The organism is Streptomyces sp. NPDC008125, from assembly GCF_042957125.1.
Classification (GTDB): Bacteria; Actinomycetota; Actinomycetes; order Streptomycetales; family Streptomycetaceae; genus Streptomyces.
In genome coordinates this window covers 1-16,047 of record NZ_JBIBHR010000030.1, presented here as the reverse complement: position 1 = coordinate 16,047, position 16,047 = coordinate 1, and the positions used below count along the sequence as shown (strand labels likewise).

14 protein-coding genes are annotated in these 16,047 nt (G+C 70.7%); all 14 read left to right on the top strand.

Features of this window, described 5'->3' with window-relative positions; translation table 11 throughout:
* Positions 1 to 3: 3 nt before the first annotated feature.
* The 14 genes from ACFZAX_RS32790 (at position 4) to ACFZAX_RS32725 (ending at position 15,250) form a co-directional block, all read left to right on the top strand.
* Positions 4 to 4,308: a phage tail tape measure protein gene (locus tag ACFZAX_RS32790; RefSeq protein WP_390966208.1), complete on the top strand. Its 4,305-nt coding sequence runs from the start codon at positions 4 to 6 to the stop codon at positions 4,306 to 4,308.
* Positions 4,309 to 4,317: 9 nt separating this feature from the next.
* Positions 4,318 to 5,208, top strand: a complete 891-nt coding sequence (locus ACFZAX_RS32785; protein ID WP_390966206.1) for a hypothetical protein — start codon at positions 4,318 to 4,320, stop codon at positions 5,206 to 5,208.
* Complete coding sequence (locus ACFZAX_RS32780; protein ID WP_390966204.1) at positions 5,208 to 6,353, top strand: phage tail protein; 1,146 nt, start codon at positions 5,208 to 5,210, stop codon at positions 6,351 to 6,353. Before ACFZAX_RS32785 ends, ACFZAX_RS32780 begins: the two co-directional genes overlap by 1 nt.
* Positions 6,350 to 7,279, top strand: a complete 930-nt coding sequence (locus ACFZAX_RS32775; RefSeq protein WP_390966202.1) for a hypothetical protein — start codon at positions 6,350 to 6,352, stop codon at positions 7,277 to 7,279. Before ACFZAX_RS32780 ends, ACFZAX_RS32775 begins: the two co-directional genes overlap by 4 nt.
* 9 nt (positions 7,280 to 7,288) lie before the next feature.
* Positions 7,289 to 7,909 carry a hypothetical protein gene (locus ACFZAX_RS32770; RefSeq protein ID WP_390966200.1) on the top strand — a complete coding sequence of 207 codons (621 nt, stop codon included), beginning with the start codon at positions 7,289 to 7,291 and terminating at the stop codon, positions 7,907 to 7,909.
* 11 nt (positions 7,910 to 7,920) lie between these two features.
* Positions 7,921 to 10,347 carry a right-handed parallel beta-helix repeat-containing protein gene (locus ACFZAX_RS32765; protein ID WP_390966198.1) on the top strand — a complete coding sequence of 809 codons (2,427 nt, stop codon included), beginning with the start codon at positions 7,921 to 7,923 and terminating at the stop codon, positions 10,345 to 10,347.
* Positions 10,347 to 10,598, top strand: coding sequence for a hypothetical protein (locus tag ACFZAX_RS32760; protein ID WP_390966197.1), 252 nt, complete (start codon positions 10,347 to 10,349; stop codon positions 10,596 to 10,598). The genes ACFZAX_RS32765 and ACFZAX_RS32760 overlap by 1 nt, the downstream gene beginning before the upstream one ends.
* A gap of 13 nt (positions 10,599 to 10,611) precedes the next feature.
* Complete coding sequence (locus ACFZAX_RS32755; protein WP_390966195.1) at positions 10,612 to 10,848, top strand: hypothetical protein; 237 nt, start codon at positions 10,612 to 10,614, stop codon at positions 10,846 to 10,848.
* Entirely contained in the window at positions 10,845 to 11,777 is a 933-nt protein-coding gene (locus ACFZAX_RS32750; RefSeq protein WP_390966193.1) for a LysM peptidoglycan-binding domain-containing protein, read from the top strand. The genes ACFZAX_RS32755 and ACFZAX_RS32750 overlap by 4 nt, the downstream gene beginning before the upstream one ends.
* 57 nt (positions 11,778 to 11,834) lie before the next feature.
* Positions 11,835 to 12,158, top strand: a complete 324-nt coding sequence (locus ACFZAX_RS32745) for a hypothetical protein (protein WP_390966191.1) — start codon at positions 11,835 to 11,837, stop codon at positions 12,156 to 12,158.
* Positions 12,159 to 12,590: 432 nt separating this feature from the next.
* Positions 12,591 to 12,959: a hypothetical protein gene (locus ACFZAX_RS32740; RefSeq protein WP_390966190.1), complete on the top strand. Its 369-nt coding sequence runs from the start codon at positions 12,591 to 12,593 to the stop codon at positions 12,957 to 12,959.
* Between the two features lie 198 nt (positions 12,960 to 13,157).
* Positions 13,158 to 14,384, top strand: a complete 1,227-nt coding sequence (locus ACFZAX_RS32735; protein WP_390966188.1) for a helix-turn-helix domain-containing protein — start codon at positions 13,158 to 13,160, stop codon at positions 14,382 to 14,384.
* Positions 14,385 to 14,457: 73 nt separating this feature from the next.
* Entirely contained in the window at positions 14,458 to 14,718 is a 261-nt protein-coding gene (locus ACFZAX_RS32730) for a hypothetical protein (protein ID WP_390966186.1), read from the top strand.
* Entirely contained in the window at positions 14,708 to 15,250 is a 543-nt protein-coding gene (locus tag ACFZAX_RS32725) for a hypothetical protein (protein WP_390966184.1), read from the top strand. The genes ACFZAX_RS32730 and ACFZAX_RS32725 overlap by 11 nt, the downstream gene beginning before the upstream one ends.
* Positions 15,251 to 16,047 lie beyond the last annotated feature (797 nt).

The following is a 16,047-nucleotide window of genomic DNA, read 5'->3' as shown; positions in this document are numbered from 1 at the left end:
CTCGTGCCGGTCGAGGTCGGTGTCGGGTACGTCAGTGTCGTCCCGGAGACGCGCGGGTTCGGGGCCGAGCTGCAGCGGCAGATCTCGGGCCCGTCCGGCGATGCCGGGCAGCGAGCCGGCCGGGAGTCCGGGCAGGGGTTCCTCGGCGGTATCGGCGGCGCTCTGAAAACCGGGATTGCCGGTGTCGCCGCCGTCGGTGCCGTGCTGTTCACCAAGGGATTCACGGACAGCCTCGATCAGGGGAAGATCGCGGGGAAGCTGTCCGCGCAGCTCGATTCGACGGCGAAGGATGCCGAGCGGAACGGCAAGCTCGCGGGGAAGCTGTACGCGAAAGCGGTGGTCGCCGACGTCGAGACCGGCGCGGCCGCGATCAAGGGGATCATGCAGCAGGGGCTCTTGCCCACTGGTGCGACCGAGAAGCAGATCACCCGGCTCGGCACGCGGCTCGCGGACGTGTCGACGATCCTCGACGAAGACCTCGGCCGGACGTCGCGCGCCGTCGGCACGATGATCAAGACAGGGCTTGTCGACACAGCGGGCGAGGCACTCGACGTCCTCGCCCGCGGCACGCAGGCCGGCGTCAACGTCGCCGAAGACCTGTTGGACACGTACGCCGAATACCCCACGCAGTTCAGGAAGCTGGGCCTGTCGGCGGCGTCGTCGATGGGACTGCTCTCGCAAGGGCTCAAGGCCGGTGCGCGCGATGCCGACACGGTCGCGGACACCCTCAAAGAGTTCTCGATTCGGGCGGTCGACGGGTCCAAGACGTCGGCGACCGCGTACGGGCAGATCGGCCTCAACGCCGAACGCATGACCGCGAAGATCGCCAAGGGCGGGAAGTACGCCCGCTCCGGTCTGCAGGAAGTCCTCGACGGGCTGCGCGCCATCGACGACCCGGTGAAGCGCGAGGCGGCCGCGGTCGGTCTCTTCGGCACCAAGGCCGAGGACATGGGATCGAGCTTGTACTCGCTCAACCTCACGACGGCCGAGAAGGGGCTCGGGAAGATCGCGGGTGCCGCCGACCGGGCAGGCACCGCATTGCGCGACAATGCCGGTTCCAAGATCGACATCTTCCGGCGCTCCGTGATGCAGGGCATCACGAACGCCGTCGGGAAGTACGCGGTTCCCGCTGTCGAGCGGCTCGCCGACGTCGCGAACCGGTCGCTCGTCCCCGCTGTCCGCGAGACCGGGCAGGCCGTACGCGGTGCCGGTGAAGCGCTCGCCGGCGGCGTCCGGTGGACCAAGGAATACGGGGCGTGGCTGCTGCCGCTCGCCGTCGGCGTCGCCGGGGTCACGCTCACGATGAACGCGAGCGCGATCGCGACGGGTGCCGTCACGGCGGTGTTCTCGGTCTATCGCGGGGTGATCCTCGCGACGGCGGCGGTCACCCGTGGGTACGCCGTCGCGCAGGGTGTGCTCAACGCCGTGATGGAAGCGAACCCGATCGGGCTGATCATCACGGGCGTTGCGGCGCTCGCCGCTTTGATCTTCGTCGCGTACAAGCGCAGCGACACGTTCCGATCGATCGTGCAGGCGACATGGTCCGGGATTCAGTCCGGATGGTCGTCCCTCTGGTCAGTACTGCAGCCCGGCGTCTCAGGGTTCGTGACCGGGCTGCGCGCGATCGGCACGGGGGCGGTGTGGCTGTGGGGCACGGTCCTCGCGCCGACGTTCGGGTTCATCGGCACCGCCGCGAAGGTGCTCGGCGTCGTCGTCGCGACGCTGCTGATCGCCCCGTTCGTGATCGGGTTCAAGGCGGTCGGCGCTATCGCGTCGTGGCTCTGGGGTTCCCAGATCAAGCCCGCGTTTGAGGACATCGCGACCGGGGCCGTATGGCTCTGGGGGTCGGCGCTGCAGCCGGTCCTCGGGTGGATCTGGTCTGGGCTGCGCGCGACCGGCGCGGGCGCGATGTGGCTCTACCGCAGCGCGGTGAAGCCCGCGTTCGACGGCATCGGCACGGGCGCCGCATGGCTCTGGGGCTCCGCGATCAAGCCCGCATTCGACGGGATCGGCGCCGGCGCCGCATGGCTGTGGGGCTCGGGGATAAAGCCCGCGTTCACCGGCATTCAGAGCGGCGTCCGCATGACGGGCTCGGCCGCTACATGGCTCTACCGCAGCGCGGTGAAGCCCGCGTTCGACGGCATCGGCACGGGCGCCGCATGGCTCTGGGATGTGGCTCTACGGCCGGCTCTGGACAAGGGGCGTGCCGGCGTCAAGCTCTTCGGGGCGGCGTTCGGTCTGGCCCGGGACGCGATCGGCTCCGCCTGGTCCGAGGTCAAGGACATCGCGAAAGAGCCCGTGAACTTCATCATCAAGCACGTTTACACGGAAGGGATCAAAGCCACCTGGGACAAGGTGGCCGACTTCGTCGGGGTCGGGAAGCTCCCGGCCGCGCCGAAGCTGCTCGCGGGCGGCGGCCGCACGTACGGCGGGGTGCCGGGCAAGGACAGCATTCCCGCACTGATGATGGCCGACGAGTTCGTCGTGAAGCGCAGCAGCGCCCGCTCGGTGGGGTTCGACACCCTGCGGTACATCAACGAGCACGGCGAGCTGCCGGTGCAGCGGTTCGCCGACGGCGGGATCGTGGGCGATCTCTGGGGCGCCGCGAAGAAGGTGGGCGGCGCCGTACTCAGCGGTGCCGACTTCCTCACCGACCCGGGGAAGATGTGGGACAAGGCGACCGGGTTCATCCGGGACAAGGCGGCCGCGATCGGCTCGTCGCCGTGGGCAAAGGCGCTCGGCCACTTCCCCGCGAAGATGCTCGACGGCCTGAAAGACAAGATCGTTGATGCGGCGGGCGGGCTGTTCGGCGGCTCGGGCGACGTTGGCGGGTCCGGCGTCGAGCGGTGGTCGGCGGTCGTGCTACAGGCGCTCAAGATGGTCGGGCAGCCGGCGAGCCTGTTGTCGGTCGTGCTGCGCCGGATGAACCAGGAGAGCGGCGGGAACCCGCGCGCGATCAACAACTGGGACATCAACGCGAAGAACGGCGACCCGTCGCGCGGGCTCATGCAGACGATCGGCGCGACGTTCAACGCGTACGCCGGTCCGCTCCGGTCGCGCGGCATCTACGACCCGTTGGCGAACGTGTACGCCTCGATGCGGTACGCGCTGTCGACGTACGGGTCGCTCGCCTCGGCGTACAACCGTCCCGGTGGGTACGCCGATGGCGGTCGGCCGAAGCGTGGCGAACTCGCGTGGGTCGGTGAGCGTGGGCCCGAGCTCGTCCGTTTCGGCGGCGGGGACACAGAGGTGTACGACCACCTGACGTCGCTCCGGATGGCGGGCGGGCTCGGCGTGCTGCGCGGGTTCGCGAAGGGTACGAAGGTGTCCGCGTCGACCAAGGCGCGGCGTGAAGTGCCCGGCGATCTCGCGGCGTTCCGGAAGAGTCTCACCGGGACGGCGGCGCAGATCGCTGCCGCGTCCAACGCGCTCGCGGCCGATCTGAAGGCGGCGGGCGGGGCAGGCAAGACGCTCGCGACCGCGACGACTGCGGCGTCGGCGAGGCTGCAGTCGCTCGCGAAGCAGCGGGACACCGTGGCGTCGAAGATCGCTACGGCCAAGGCGGCGGCCGCCGATCAGGCGACGTCGGCGACTGATTACCTCGGGCTCGGGAACATCAGCAATCCGACATCGGTCGGCGGGCTGATCTCCGGTCTGCAGGCGCGGCAGTCGACGCTCAAGTCGTTTCAGGCGCAGATCGCGACGGCGTCGAAGCGGGGCGTGTCGCAGAGCCTGATCTCGCAGCTCGTCGCGGCCGGACCCGACAGCCAGCTCGCCGGGCTTGTGGCCGGGGCGAGTGCCGGGCAGATCAAGCAGCTCAATGCGCTCGCGGCGTCCGGGGCCAAGCTCAGCACGTCGTATGGCCGGACGATGGCCGACGCGATGTACGACGCCGGGACGATGGCGGGGAAGGGGTTCCTTACCGGTCTGCAGGCCCAAGAGGCGGCGCTGCAGAAGGAGATGACCCGGCTCGGCGGGACGCTCGTTACCGCGATCGAGCGCCGGCTGCAGATTCACAGCCCGAGCCGCGAGACCGACCGGGTCGGCCGCATGGTCGGGGCCGGTCTGATCGGCGGCATGGTCAGCACCCTGCCCGCGGTCGACCGCGCGTCGGTCCGGATGGCGACCGCCTCGGTCCCGGCTCCGGCAGCCGCGACCCGGACGGCGGCGCAGCCGGCCGGACTGCAGCACGGGCAGCCGCTCGCGCTCGTCCTCGCGGACGGCACGCAGCTCGACGCGTACGTCGACACCAGGGTCGACGCGGGGATGACGACGGTCCGGCAGCGCTCGCGCGCCGGCACGAGATAGGAGAACGCGATGCCGATGATCGTCGACCCGACCGCCCCCCAGGTGACACCGCCCGCCCGGGTGGTGTCACCCGACGGGTGGCTCGCGGGCATCGTCGACGAGCAGTGGGCGGGCGTCGTGCTCGCGGTGGACTACACCGCGGCCACAACGCCGCTCGCCGATGTGGCCGATGTCCGGCAGGTGCGGATCACGCGCACCGACCCGGGGGGTAGCCCGGCGCCGGTCCGGTCGGCCGATCCGGCGTGGGCGATCGAGGGAGTCGGTACGGCCTACGACCACGAGCTGCCGCTCGGGGTCGCGGTCGTGTACACCGCAACTCCGCTCTACGCGGACGGCAGCGAGGGTCCGGCATCGTCCCTCGCGGTGACCGTGCCGGCGCCGGAGCCCGGCGAAGACCGTGATCTGTGGATCAAGAGTCTCGACGATCCTGGGCTGTCGGCCCGGGTGATGATCGTCGAGTGGTCCGGCGCCACGTCGGCCGGACGGCAGGACGCGGCCGACGTCGCGGGGTCGCCCTACCGGCAGCTCGCGTACGACGAGCACGGCGCCGAGGTCGTGCAGGTAACCGTCGACGTCCCACCCGAACTCGTCGACCGGATGCGGGCGTTGCTGCGGTCGGGTGTGCTGCTTGCTCAGGTGCGGCCCGGGTACCTGCAGCCGGACGCGTACTTCGTCCCGGGCGATATCACGGGACCGTCGCCGACCGGCCGGCTCGGCTCGTCCGAAGGATTCCGGTTCGGATTCACGATCGAGCCGCTCGCCCGCCCGGACACCGCCGGGCAGTCCCTGCGGATGCCGGGCTGGTCGTGGGACCGCCTCGCGGAGCAGTTCGCCACGTGGGACGCGGTCGCGGCGAGCTACCCGACGTGGGCGGCTCTCTCGACCAACGGCGCCGTCTGATGCAGCGGCTCACGGCCGCAGCGCTCGCCGCCGTCACCGGTCCCGCACGGCGCCCGGTACGGGCCGAGTGGACGAACGACGGCGCGACGTGGCGCCCCGCCCGCGTGGCGTCCGCCTCGGTACGGCCGGACCGTACCGCGGAGTGCCGGTACAGCGGGACGTGCGAGCTCGTCGACGTGCCGCTCGGCGGGTCGGGCATCAACACGGTGATCACTGAAGTGCGGCTGTATCAGGGGCTGCAGGGGCCGCGCATGGACGAGCCCGAGTGGATCGCGGCCGGCCGGTACGTGGTCGACCGGGTCACTCGCACCCGGCAGGGGGCACGGCTCGAACTGCTGGGAGTCGAGGACGCGATCAGGGCGGCAGGGTTCCCAACGACCAGAACGGTCGGGCCGGACACCGCCCGGTCGATCGCGGCCGCTCTCGTCGGCGAGGCGCTGCCGTCGGCCACCGTGTCGTGGCGGCCGGGCGTCGACCCGGAAACGCCGATTCCCGCGACCGTCGCCGACGACCGGTGGGCAACGCTGTCGGGCGGCACCGACTCGTCGGGCGTCTCCACCGGCATCGGGCCGGCGCTCGGCGGCGAGGTGTGGGCCGACGCCCGGGGCGTGCCCACAATCGGCCCCGTGCCGACGCTCGCCGACCCGGTCGTGTGGCGAGTGCCGTACGGAGTCGCGCTCGTCGAGCCGGCCGAAGAGCAGACGGCCGAGGGGCTCGTGAACGTCTGGGTGATCTCGGGCGACGGCGGCGACGGCTCGCCCGCCGTTGGCCCGGTGTTCGTGTGGGACGACGACCCGAACTCGATCACGTACGCCGGCCCCGACCCCGTCGAGGACCCGCTCGCTCCGCAGCGTCTCGGGCTCACCGGAGTACGGGTGCGCGTCGCCCGCTACTCATCACCGCTCATCACCTCGGCGCAACAGGCTTACGAGGTAGGGCAGGCAAAGCTCGCGGACAGCCTCGGGGTACAGAGCTCGCTCTCGTTCACCGCGGCGTGTCATCCCGGTCTCGAACCGGGCGACGTCGTCGAGGTCGAGGTGCGTCCCGGCGAGTGGCAGCGACACCTCATCGACTCATGCCCGTACACCCTCGGCGCCGCGGTGATGTCGTGCACGACCAGGACGAGCGGGAGGCGGCTGGCATGAGCGACGCAGCACTGCAGCTCGGCGAGATGCTCGCGCGAGCCATGGCCACCGGCAGCGGCGGCGGGATCGCCTCGGCTCAGGTCATCGACCTCACAGATCTAGGCGGCGTGAATGTATCGCTCGGCGGAGCCACGGTGTACGACGTGCCGTGCCCCGACAGCTACCGGTCTCGGAAGGTCGGCGACTGGGTCGCGGTCCGGACCGGCGCGAAACCGGTCGTGATGTGGCGGCTCGGCGAAGACCCGGGCGAGACCGATCACGACACGATTCGTGAGCTCGCGGACGAAGTGGCGCACGACGTGCAGATCGTACGCGCGGCGACCTGGGGCACGGCAGCACCGTCGGGGACCGGGTGGCAGCAGACCACGGTGCCGTTCGTGCGCAAGGTCGACGGGAAGGTCGAACTGTACTTTCAGCTCGCGTCGATCACCGACCCTTCCCCGACCGTGCCGCCGTCCCGGCCGCCGAATCCCGTCACGGTCACCCCAGACTCGTCCGGGTCGTGGCGGGGCGGCCGCCCGGACAACTACCGCGACCACCCGTATCAGGGCGACTACACCGGCGGCGGCGCGCTGCGCGGCGGGTGGTTCTACGGGTCCAAGATCGCGGCTGCGTGCGCGGGCAAAACCGTCGCGTCGATGGTGGTCACCTTCACGCGGCAGCGCGGGTCGGGCGCGAACGCGAAGAGGCCCATGCACCTGTACCTGCACAGCTACACGTCGCCGCCGGCCGGGCAGCTCAACCTAGGCGACGGCCCCGAGGATCTGCTGCAGCTCTCCGTCGGGGCGCAGGGAACCGCGAAGCTGCCCGCCGCATGGTGCACGGCGCTCGCGTCGGGTTCGGCCCGAGGGCTCGCGATCTACGCGACCGGGTCCACGGATTACGCCGCGTTCGGTGGCGGCTCAATCAAGATCACTTTCTCGTGAGGGGCACCCATGGCTGTATTCGGACATGCCGAACTCCCCGTTCCGGGGGGCGGCGACGCACCCGTCGGACCCGGGGCGCTCGCGGAGCTCGCCGCGGCGATCGATCCGCACCTCGTACACCACGTCGCGAACATGGCGGAACGCGATGCGGAGTTCGCGACCGCGCCGGTCCACACCGTCGTCACGGCCGCTGACGGCACCGTGTGGGCCAAGACGTCCACGGACAACGTGTGGGCGACGTGGTGGGAACCCGACCCCGCGTGGCGGCCGGTCCCGCTCCTGGCCGCGTTCACGGCGGACACCATCCCCCCGCAGATCCGGCGGATCGGCTCGCGGGTCTACACGCGCGGCCGGATCGTCCGCGCCGACGGCGGGCTCATCGTCGGGACCAACGGCATTCAGATCGGCACGCTTCCGAACGACTGCCGACCGGCCCACGCCGTCGCCACCGCCACCGCGTTCTTCAGCATGGGCGGCGACCCCTTGGTCGGCACCGGCCGCATGGAGGCGTACAGCAACGAGGTTTCGCCGCAAGGCGGCTACTTCTTCTGGAGCCAAGACGGCGCGCAGGACGGCGGCACCGTCGGCACTCCGTGGATCGACATTTCCGGCGCGTTCTGGATCGACTGAAGGGACAGCCCATGCGCTACACCTACGGCGGGTCTCCCTCCGAAGTACTGACGACGACGACCGGCGACGTCGTCCCCGACTGGCCGGTCACCGTGCGGGTAGCCGGCACCGGCCAACCGGTCACCGCCCTGTACGAGATCTCCGGAGATCCGATCGGACAGCTCCGGTCGAACCCGGCCGGCTCGCCCGCCCCGGGCGCCATCCGGGAATGGCAGTGCGAGTGGCCGCAGATCAGCTACGAGTATCTGGCCGGTGGTGGTCAGACGGTCGCGTGGACCGTCGCCGGTCGCGAAGTCGCAACCTCGGCGCTGCAGGTCGCGCAAGCGGCGGCCGCCGAGGTCGACAGCAAGCTCGACAAGGCCGGCGGCACGGTGACCGGGCCGGTCGTGTTCGAGTCGCCGATCTCCGCCCCGAACCTCGGCGACCTCTCGGCCGGGCGGATCTTCACCGTCCGCGAGGCGGCCGCCGACGGCATCACGGACGACGCGCCCGCGATTCAGGCTGTCCTCGACGCTGCGTACGCCGCTGGCGGCGGAATCGTGCTCATCCCCGGCGGCCGGACGTACGGCGTCGGCACCTTCCTGGTGATCAGGGCCCGTACGACGGTATGGGCGTACGGGGCAACGATCCGCACCATCAACCCGACCCGGGGGTGCGTGCGCAACTTCGCGCCGGACGACGTCTTCAACGGGTACGAGGGGCACTCCAACATCACCGTGTTGGGCGGGACTTGGGACGGCAACGCGTACAAGGCGGCCGACGGGACCGGGATCGGCACCGGGACGACGAACATCATGACGTTCATCCACTGCGCGAACGTCATCGTGAAGGATGCCGTGTTCCGGGACACCACCGGCGCCCACGCTCTGGAGATCAACGCGGTCTCGGGCTGCAGGGTCGAGGCGTGCCGGTTCGAGGGGTTCGTCGACAACACCGCCGACCAGTCGCGGGTCACGAGCGAGTTCGTCGAGATCGACATCGCCCGCTCGGGCAACAGCGCGATCGGAGCTTGGGACGGCACAGCCTGCCGGGACGTCACCTTCGAACGCTGCTACTTCGGCCCGTCGGCCCGACTGCCCGCGGCCGGCCGGGCGATCGGCTCGCACGGCATCACCGCGGGCAGTTGGTACGACCGGATCACCGTGCGGGACTGCGAGATCTACGGCACGACCGCGGACTGCGGGATCCGGGCCTACTACTGGCGCGACTCCCACCTCAGCGGCAACACGATCTCCGGCACGGCCACGGCCGGGATTCTCGCGGTCACCGACGCATCGACGTCGCAGGCGACCCGGGCGCTCACGATCACGGACAACATCATCTCGGGCTCACTGTCCGATGCCGGGATCCGGGTCGCCGCGGTCACGGGTGCCCGGTGGTCCGATGTGCAGATCAGAGGGAACACGATCCTCGGCGCGACTGGGTACGGCATCCGGGCCGACTACGCCCCGGCGGTCCTGATCGCCGACAACCGGGTGAGCGCGACGACGTCGGGCGGCATCCTGGTCCAGGACTGCGACACGCCCACCGTCGACAACAACACCGTGACCGGGGCTGGCAGCAACGCGATCAACCTCGCCGGCTGCGCGAACGGCTCGGTGACGGGGAACGTGGTCGACACCACGGCGAGTAATCACGGCATCGTCGCCGGCACGGCAACCCTGCCGGCGAAGAACATCAACATCACGGGGAACATCGTCCGGGCTGCTGCTGTGGCGGGCATCCGCCTCGGCGCCCCGGGGTGCCTGATCTCCGGCAATCAGATCCGCAAGGACGGCGGCGCCACGGCCACCGGCGTCAGCATGGTTGCGGCGGCGACCGGCTGCGTCGTCGTGGGCAACGACCTGTCGGGCAACGGCTGGACGACGGCGGCGGCGATCGTCACCACGACCGCCGCCCCCATCACCTCGGCCACCGGCGGAACCACCCTGCCGGGCTCGAACGCGATCAACAGCCTCGGTCCGGCGATCCTTGCGACGGCCGCGACCGCCACGGCCGAGACGGTCGTCGCGACCATGACGATCCCGGCCGGCGACGCCGTGGCGGGCACCGGCTATCAGTTCCTCGTACAAGGCACCGCGAGTACGACCGCGACCCCCACACTCACAATCCGGGTCCGGCTCGGCGGCGTCGGCGGTGTGGTGCTCGCAGCGTTCGGCGCGGTCACAACCGGGTCGGCGATCGCGTCGCGCGGGTGGCGAGTCGAGGGCACGGCCCACTGCGTGACTGCGGGCGCCTCGGCGACGTGGGCGGCGGCCGCCATCCTGCGCCACCATCTGGCGGCGACCACCGGCGCGCAACTGCAGGAACTCACGGACGCTGCCGTGACGCGCGACAGCACCACGGATCAGGCGCTCGTCGTAACGGCGCAGTGGTCCGCCGCGAGCGCCTCGAACACGGCGACCGCGACCGTCGCGCAGCTCTCCCGGGTGGCGTGATGCCCGTCGACCCGGCCGCCGTCATGGCGGCGTACGCGGTCGCGGGCGCCGGGATCGCCGGGCTCGTCTACACCGAGCTGCCCGACGCCCTCGACGCCGCCGACACCCTCAACCGCGCCGCAGCGGGGACGACGAGCACCGGCTACGGCTGCGCGTACGTCGTGCCCGTCATGGCGATTCGGTACCCCGACCCGATCCCCCCGACCCCGCCGACCAGCGACGGCGGCGAGGTCGACATACCTCTCCCCTGAAAGGGCTTCACCCATGGGTGACACCGAGCGGCCCGTGCCCGAGCGCACGGCCGATCAGCAAGAGCAGGCGCTGCACCTCACGCGCACCGGCAACGGGCCCACCGTCGACGACGAGCAGACGCTGCTCGCCGCGGCGTACGGCCCCGCAGACATGGCCGGCTACTTCACCGGCCCCGAGCTCGACGACCAGGGCGACGAGCCCGCCGACACCGATGCGGCTGCGGCCGAGGACGGAGGTACGCCCGCATGACCGTCGACGGCATGGTCGAGCAGATGGAACGCTGGATCGGGACGGGCGAGCCGAACCAGATTCAGCAGTGGTACCGCGAGCGCAACGGCGCCGCCTTCGGGGGCAACTTCGCGTGGTGCGACGCGGCGATAACCCGCGCCGCGGTCGACGCCGGGGAGTACGACGCGGTGTGCCACGGAACCGACTGGGCGTACACCGTGGCGCACGCCGCGAGGTTCCAGGCTGCCGGGCAGTGGACGGCGATGACGAACGGCATCGCGAAGTCGGGGATCCGGCGCGGTGACATCGTGTTCTTCGACTGGTCCGGCTCGTCGTCGATCGGCGCGATCGATCACGTCGGGATCGTCACGAGCGTCTCGGCCGACCACCGGTACGTCTACACGATCGAGGGCAACACCGCGAACGTCTGCGCGAGGCGTGTGAGGGTCGTCAAGGACATCGCCGGGTTCGGGCGCCCCGCGTACAAGACGGCGCCCCCCGCCACCGGGACCGGCACGTACAAGGTGCTCACCGGCGACTCGCTCTCGGAGATCGCCGAGGCGCACAAGACGACCGTGTCAGCCCTGCAGTCCCTGAACGGGATCAAGGACCCGAACAAGATCGCGGCCGGGCAGGTGCTCAAGCTGCCGACGGCGACCGCACAGAAGGTGGTCAGCCTCGCGAAGCTGGTCGCGGCGGCGAAGAGCGACCCGCCGAAGAAGGGCACCCCGGTCTCGTACGCCGCGGCGAAGTACGTCGAGCAAGCACTCGTCGCCGAGAAGCTCCTCGCCGCCGGCTACGCCGATGGCCACATGGGCACGGCCACACGAAGCGCGTACGCCCTGTACCAGCAGCGGCAGGGATTCACCGGCAAGGCGGCGGACGGCGTCCCCGGCATGACCACCCTCAAGCGGCTCGGCGACGCGCACGGCTTCACGGTCGTCGCCTGATGCCCCGTCCGGCCGCCACCCGGCGGCCGGACACCCCACTACAGAAGGGGGACCGGCATGAAGACCGGTCTGTTCATCTCCACCATGCGCACCGCGGTACCGCTCGTCGTCGGGTGGCTGCTCACCCTCGCGGCGGCCGCCGGTCTGGACATCACCTCGACGACCGCCACGAGCGCGGTGACGGTCGTGATCGCGGTCGCGTACTACCTGGTGTTCCGGCTGCTCGAACTGCTCGGTGAGCGGGCCCCGGGGAAGGTGCTGCAGAACCTCGCCGGCGTGTTCCTCGGGTGGGCGCGGCCGCCTTCGTACCCGGCGGTCGAGCCCGCCCTCGACCCGGTCGACCCGAGCGGCTACTCGGGCGGCTCGACGAGCCTGTCGTGATGCGCGCCGCGTGGGACCGTGCACGGTCACACCTGGGCCCGCGCGGCGTCACGCTTGCACCTGCCGGAGCCCTATGGGTCTGGTACGGGCTCGGGCTCATCACGACCGACCGGGTCGGCGTCTCGGCGGCGACCGCGCCGGTCACAGCCGTGATGTGTCTTCCTGCGTGGGGCGTCGCATGGGTCACGTGCGGGCTGGTCGCGTTGGCCGCCGCACTACTGCGACCCGGGCGTGACACGTGGGGATTCGCCGCAGCGACCGCACCGCCACTTGTGTGGGGGCTGACGTTCGCGGCGGCGGCCGGGACCGGCCAGTACGTGCAGGCGTGGGCGAGCGTCCCGATCTACGCCGCGAACGTTCTTCTGTTGATCATCGTCGCCGCGCTGACGGGGGGTCGCAGGCGCCGATGCACGTGTGAGAGGGGCGCCACCCATGGGGGGTGAGAACGGGCTGCTCGGCGTAGTGATCGCCGTGGTTGGCGTCGTCGGCTCGGTGCTCGTTGCCCGGATAAGCAATCCGAAGCGGGACCAGGACGACGACGAGCCGGCCGTAGAAGCGGCCGCGCCGCGACCGACGGAGCTGAAGGTGTCGCCCGAGATCTGGGATCGGGTCGTGCGGCTTGAATCGCAGATGGAGCATCTGACGGCCGTGGTGGCGGATCTGTCTTCGAAGGTGTCGACGCTCGACAGGCTGCTGCGGCAGGCTCTGCGGATTCTCCGGCGAGCGAACCGCCGGCTTCGCGCGGCCGACCTGCAGCCCGAAGAGGTACCCGCCGAGCTCGTGCCCTACTCGATCGAATGACGACGCGCCCCCGCGCGGCCTCACGGCCGGGCGGGGGCGCTTCCGTCGTGTCCGGGCGCGGAGCGGCCCCCGCCGGACGGGGGGCCGGCAGGGGCCGTGAGTGCTCCCATACGGGGCGAGTCCAAGTATGACGGACACGGTTACCAACGCGCAGCCGTACTCTGGGGATTGAGTGCTCTCACCCACCAAGGGGACCCCATGATCACCACATCCATGTCCAGCGGGGAGCGGATCAGGTACTACCGCGTCAAGGCTGGTAAGTCACAGGCTGCGCTGGCAGGGCTCGTCGGACGTACGGCGGACTGGCTCAGCAAGGTCGAACGCGGCGTCATCTCGATCGACTCGCTGTCGATGCTCACCCGGCTCGCCCGCGAGCTCGGTCTCGACAACGTAGGCGATCTCGTCGGTCCGGCCGTGAACGTGAGTCTCGTCGACTCCGAGCACCCGTCAGTACCCGGAATCCGTCGGGCGCTCAACACGCCGCCGTCGCACCTCGGCCTCGGGCTGCCAGGGTCGCCGTACACCACGCAGCAGCTCGACGCCCGGGTCGTCGAGGCGTGGACGGTGTACGAGACCGAGCGCACCCGTTACGCGCCGGTCGGCGACATGCTGCCCGGACTGCTCGCCGAGGCGTACGCAACGCTCCGCGCCTCGACCGGCGAGGACGAACTCGACGCAACGCGCGCGCTGATCAGCCTCCTGCACCTACATCAAGTGTTCCTGCGGCGCATCGGCGAGCGGAAGCTCTCGCTGCGGGCCGCCGACCGGGCAATGCAGATCGCCGACGAAACCGGCGATCTGGCACTGATCGCCGCGAGCGTCTGGAACGTCTGCGGCATTCTCACCAGCTCCGGCGAGGTCGGCGAGTCCCTCGAACTCGCCCGGCAGACGATCGCCCACTGCAGGCCCGGCGACGACGCCTCACCCGAGCACCTCTCGGCGTACGGCGCTCTTCACCTCGCTGGGGTGATCGCCGCCGTCCGGCACGGCAAGGCCCCGACCGCGTGGGATCTTCTGCACGCCGCCGGCGGCGTGGCCGAGCGGCTCGGCGGAGACGCAAATCTGTTCCATACCTCGTTTGGTCCGACGAACGTCGCCATGCACGGCGTGCACCTGGCCGCCGAGGAAGGCGACGCGTCCGAGGCACTTCACCTCGCAGACCGTGTGGCGGTACCGGAGCCCGGCGGGGTCCTCCCTCTGGAGCGCACCACCAGGTATCTGGTCGAGGTCATGCACGCACACCGGCTGACCGGCGACGACTTCGGCACCCTGCACCAGTTGCGCGAGATCATGGCGGCGAGCCCGGAGGAAATCCGGTACTCGCCACTGGTCCGCGAGGCGGTGCAAGGGCTGCTCAGGCGGCCCCGTCCGACGATGCGGCGCGAACTGCACGCGATCGCTCAGCACGTCGGCGTGCTCGATTGACGCACTCGGAGCGAGAGGGGACCCGGAAGAATTTTCCGGGTCCCCTCTCCGCATCCCCCCTACGGTCCGTGACATGACGTTGACTCAACGGCGGCGAGGGGTGGCCGTGACAGCGAACCCCCGTCGAGGCATCAGGCTTCGGCGCACCACTGCATTACGGCGGACCGAGGCCGGTCGTATCGCACTTCCACTCTCGATCGCCCGCGATGGCACCGAGATCGGCGACGCCGAACTCGTGCTCACCGTCGACGAGACGGCCGCACTGCACGCCGAACTCGGCCGACAGCTCGCCGATCTCGGGGTGCCGACGACGGGGGCCGACCATGACGAGTGAGCAGCGCCCCCTCGGCTCGACGTGGCGCACGACTCCCGAACTCATCAGGCGCGCTTCCCTCGCGGACGCCTCGACCGACTTCGATGACGAGCCGTTCACGGAGTGGCTGCGCCTGTCCGGCGTCTACAGCCCGAGGACTGTCGCCCGGTGGCGAGCCGGCGCGGTCGCCGAACTCCCCATCGGTGAGGGGTGGGACGTCGTGATACTGCCTCTGTCCGAGGGGTGGTCCTCGCTGCGACACCTGCGCACAGTCGGCGCCAGCGTCGGCCCCGTTCTGCACAGTTCTCGCGGAGTGGAGTTCCTTGTGCCCGTCGGCTCGGCAACCCGCTGGGACCTGCGCGGCGCGGTTGTTCGGAGCCGGCCCGAGGTGCTGCTCGCTCCCGTCCCGAGTGTGGTCGCGCCTCGCACACACGAGGCTCTGACGTGGCTCGCGCCCCCACGGAGCGCCCCCACGCTCACCGACGCCGATGACCTCTACGGCGCCTATGCCGCCGCCTTGGCGCTGCTTGGCTCTGCCCGGAAGGGGTGGTGACGATGACGCCACCACCTGCCGCGACGGTCGAGCTTCCCGGCGACGCGGCGTACCTGCGGCTGATACTCCACACCGCAGACTGCTCGGAATGCGTGCGCTGCGGCGGCGGCGGATGCTCGGTCGCGAAGGAACTGTCGCGCTCGTGGCGGGCGATGCTCCCGCGACACACATGGGGGGCGACGCGCCCATGACTTCTCGCATCCGCCCCGCCAAGCCGCTGCAGCCGAAGCGTGAGCCCACTCCTGAGGAGTGGCGCCAGCTCGCGCAGCGTGATCCGGTCCTTGAGGATTTGATCTGGCTGCAGGAGAGCCGCTTGCGGCGACTCCGGCCGGAATGACTCCTGCCCGTGTCCCTGCCGGCCGACCGCCGGGGGCGCGGGCAGGCCCATTCTCGGGCGCAACCGAGGCGCCCGCGCGCAGGCGTGGCCGAGGCATCGTCACCCATTCGGCTGACGGCTGGCATATGCCATTGCGCAAATGTGCCCCATACACACATGCTGTGTCCGGCGGTAACCCCGCCACCCCCTCAGACCGGGCGCGACCGTCCTCGCGCGAGGTCTACCCCGCCCGGATGGCGGGAGTCGCGCCCACCCCCCGCCCCGACGCCCCGTACTCTGGGGCGGCCGGGGCGGGCTCCGTTCCAGGGAGCGGGATACGGCCAATCTCCCGCAAATCTCAGGGCAAGCGCCTTACGGAAAACTGGTCGAGCCCCACCTGCAAAAAGGCAGGTCAGCACATCGCTAATCGCGCAACACCTTCTAAGCGCTTGGCCGCAGGTTCGAGTCCTGCCGGGGGCAC

Coding starts and splice junctions, on each gene's coding strand:
- ACFZAX_RS32785 (WP_390966206.1), top strand. CDS start 4,318: ATGCCGATGATCGTCGACCCGACCGCCCCCCAGGTGACACCGCCCGCC.
- ACFZAX_RS32780 (WP_390966204.1), top strand. CDS start 5,208: ATGCAGCGGCTCACGGCCGCAGCGCTCGCCGCCGTCACCGGTCCCGCA.
- ACFZAX_RS32775 (WP_390966202.1), top strand. CDS start 6,350: ATGAGCGACGCAGCACTGCAGCTCGGCGAGATGCTCGCGCGAGCCATG.
- ACFZAX_RS32770 (WP_390966200.1), top strand. CDS start 7,289: ATGGCTGTATTCGGACATGCCGAACTCCCCGTTCCGGGGGGCGGCGAC.
- ACFZAX_RS32765 (WP_390966198.1), top strand. CDS start 7,921: ATGCGCTACACCTACGGCGGGTCTCCCTCCGAAGTACTGACGACGACG.
- ACFZAX_RS32760 (WP_390966197.1), top strand. CDS start 10,347: ATGCCCGTCGACCCGGCCGCCGTCATGGCGGCGTACGCGGTCGCGGGC.
- ACFZAX_RS32755 (WP_390966195.1), top strand. CDS start 10,612: ATGGGTGACACCGAGCGGCCCGTGCCCGAGCGCACGGCCGATCAGCAA.
- ACFZAX_RS32750 (WP_390966193.1), top strand. CDS start 10,845: ATGACCGTCGACGGCATGGTCGAGCAGATGGAACGCTGGATCGGGACG.
- ACFZAX_RS32745 (WP_390966191.1), top strand. CDS start 11,835: ATGAAGACCGGTCTGTTCATCTCCACCATGCGCACCGCGGTACCGCTC.
- ACFZAX_RS32740 (WP_390966190.1), top strand. CDS start 12,591: ATGGGGGGTGAGAACGGGCTGCTCGGCGTAGTGATCGCCGTGGTTGGC.
- ACFZAX_RS32735 (WP_390966188.1), top strand. CDS start 13,158: ATGATCACCACATCCATGTCCAGCGGGGAGCGGATCAGGTACTACCGC.
- ACFZAX_RS32730 (WP_390966186.1), top strand. CDS start 14,458: ATGACGTTGACTCAACGGCGGCGAGGGGTGGCCGTGACAGCGAACCCC.
- ACFZAX_RS32725 (WP_390966184.1), top strand. CDS start 14,708: ATGACGAGTGAGCAGCGCCCCCTCGGCTCGACGTGGCGCACGACTCCC.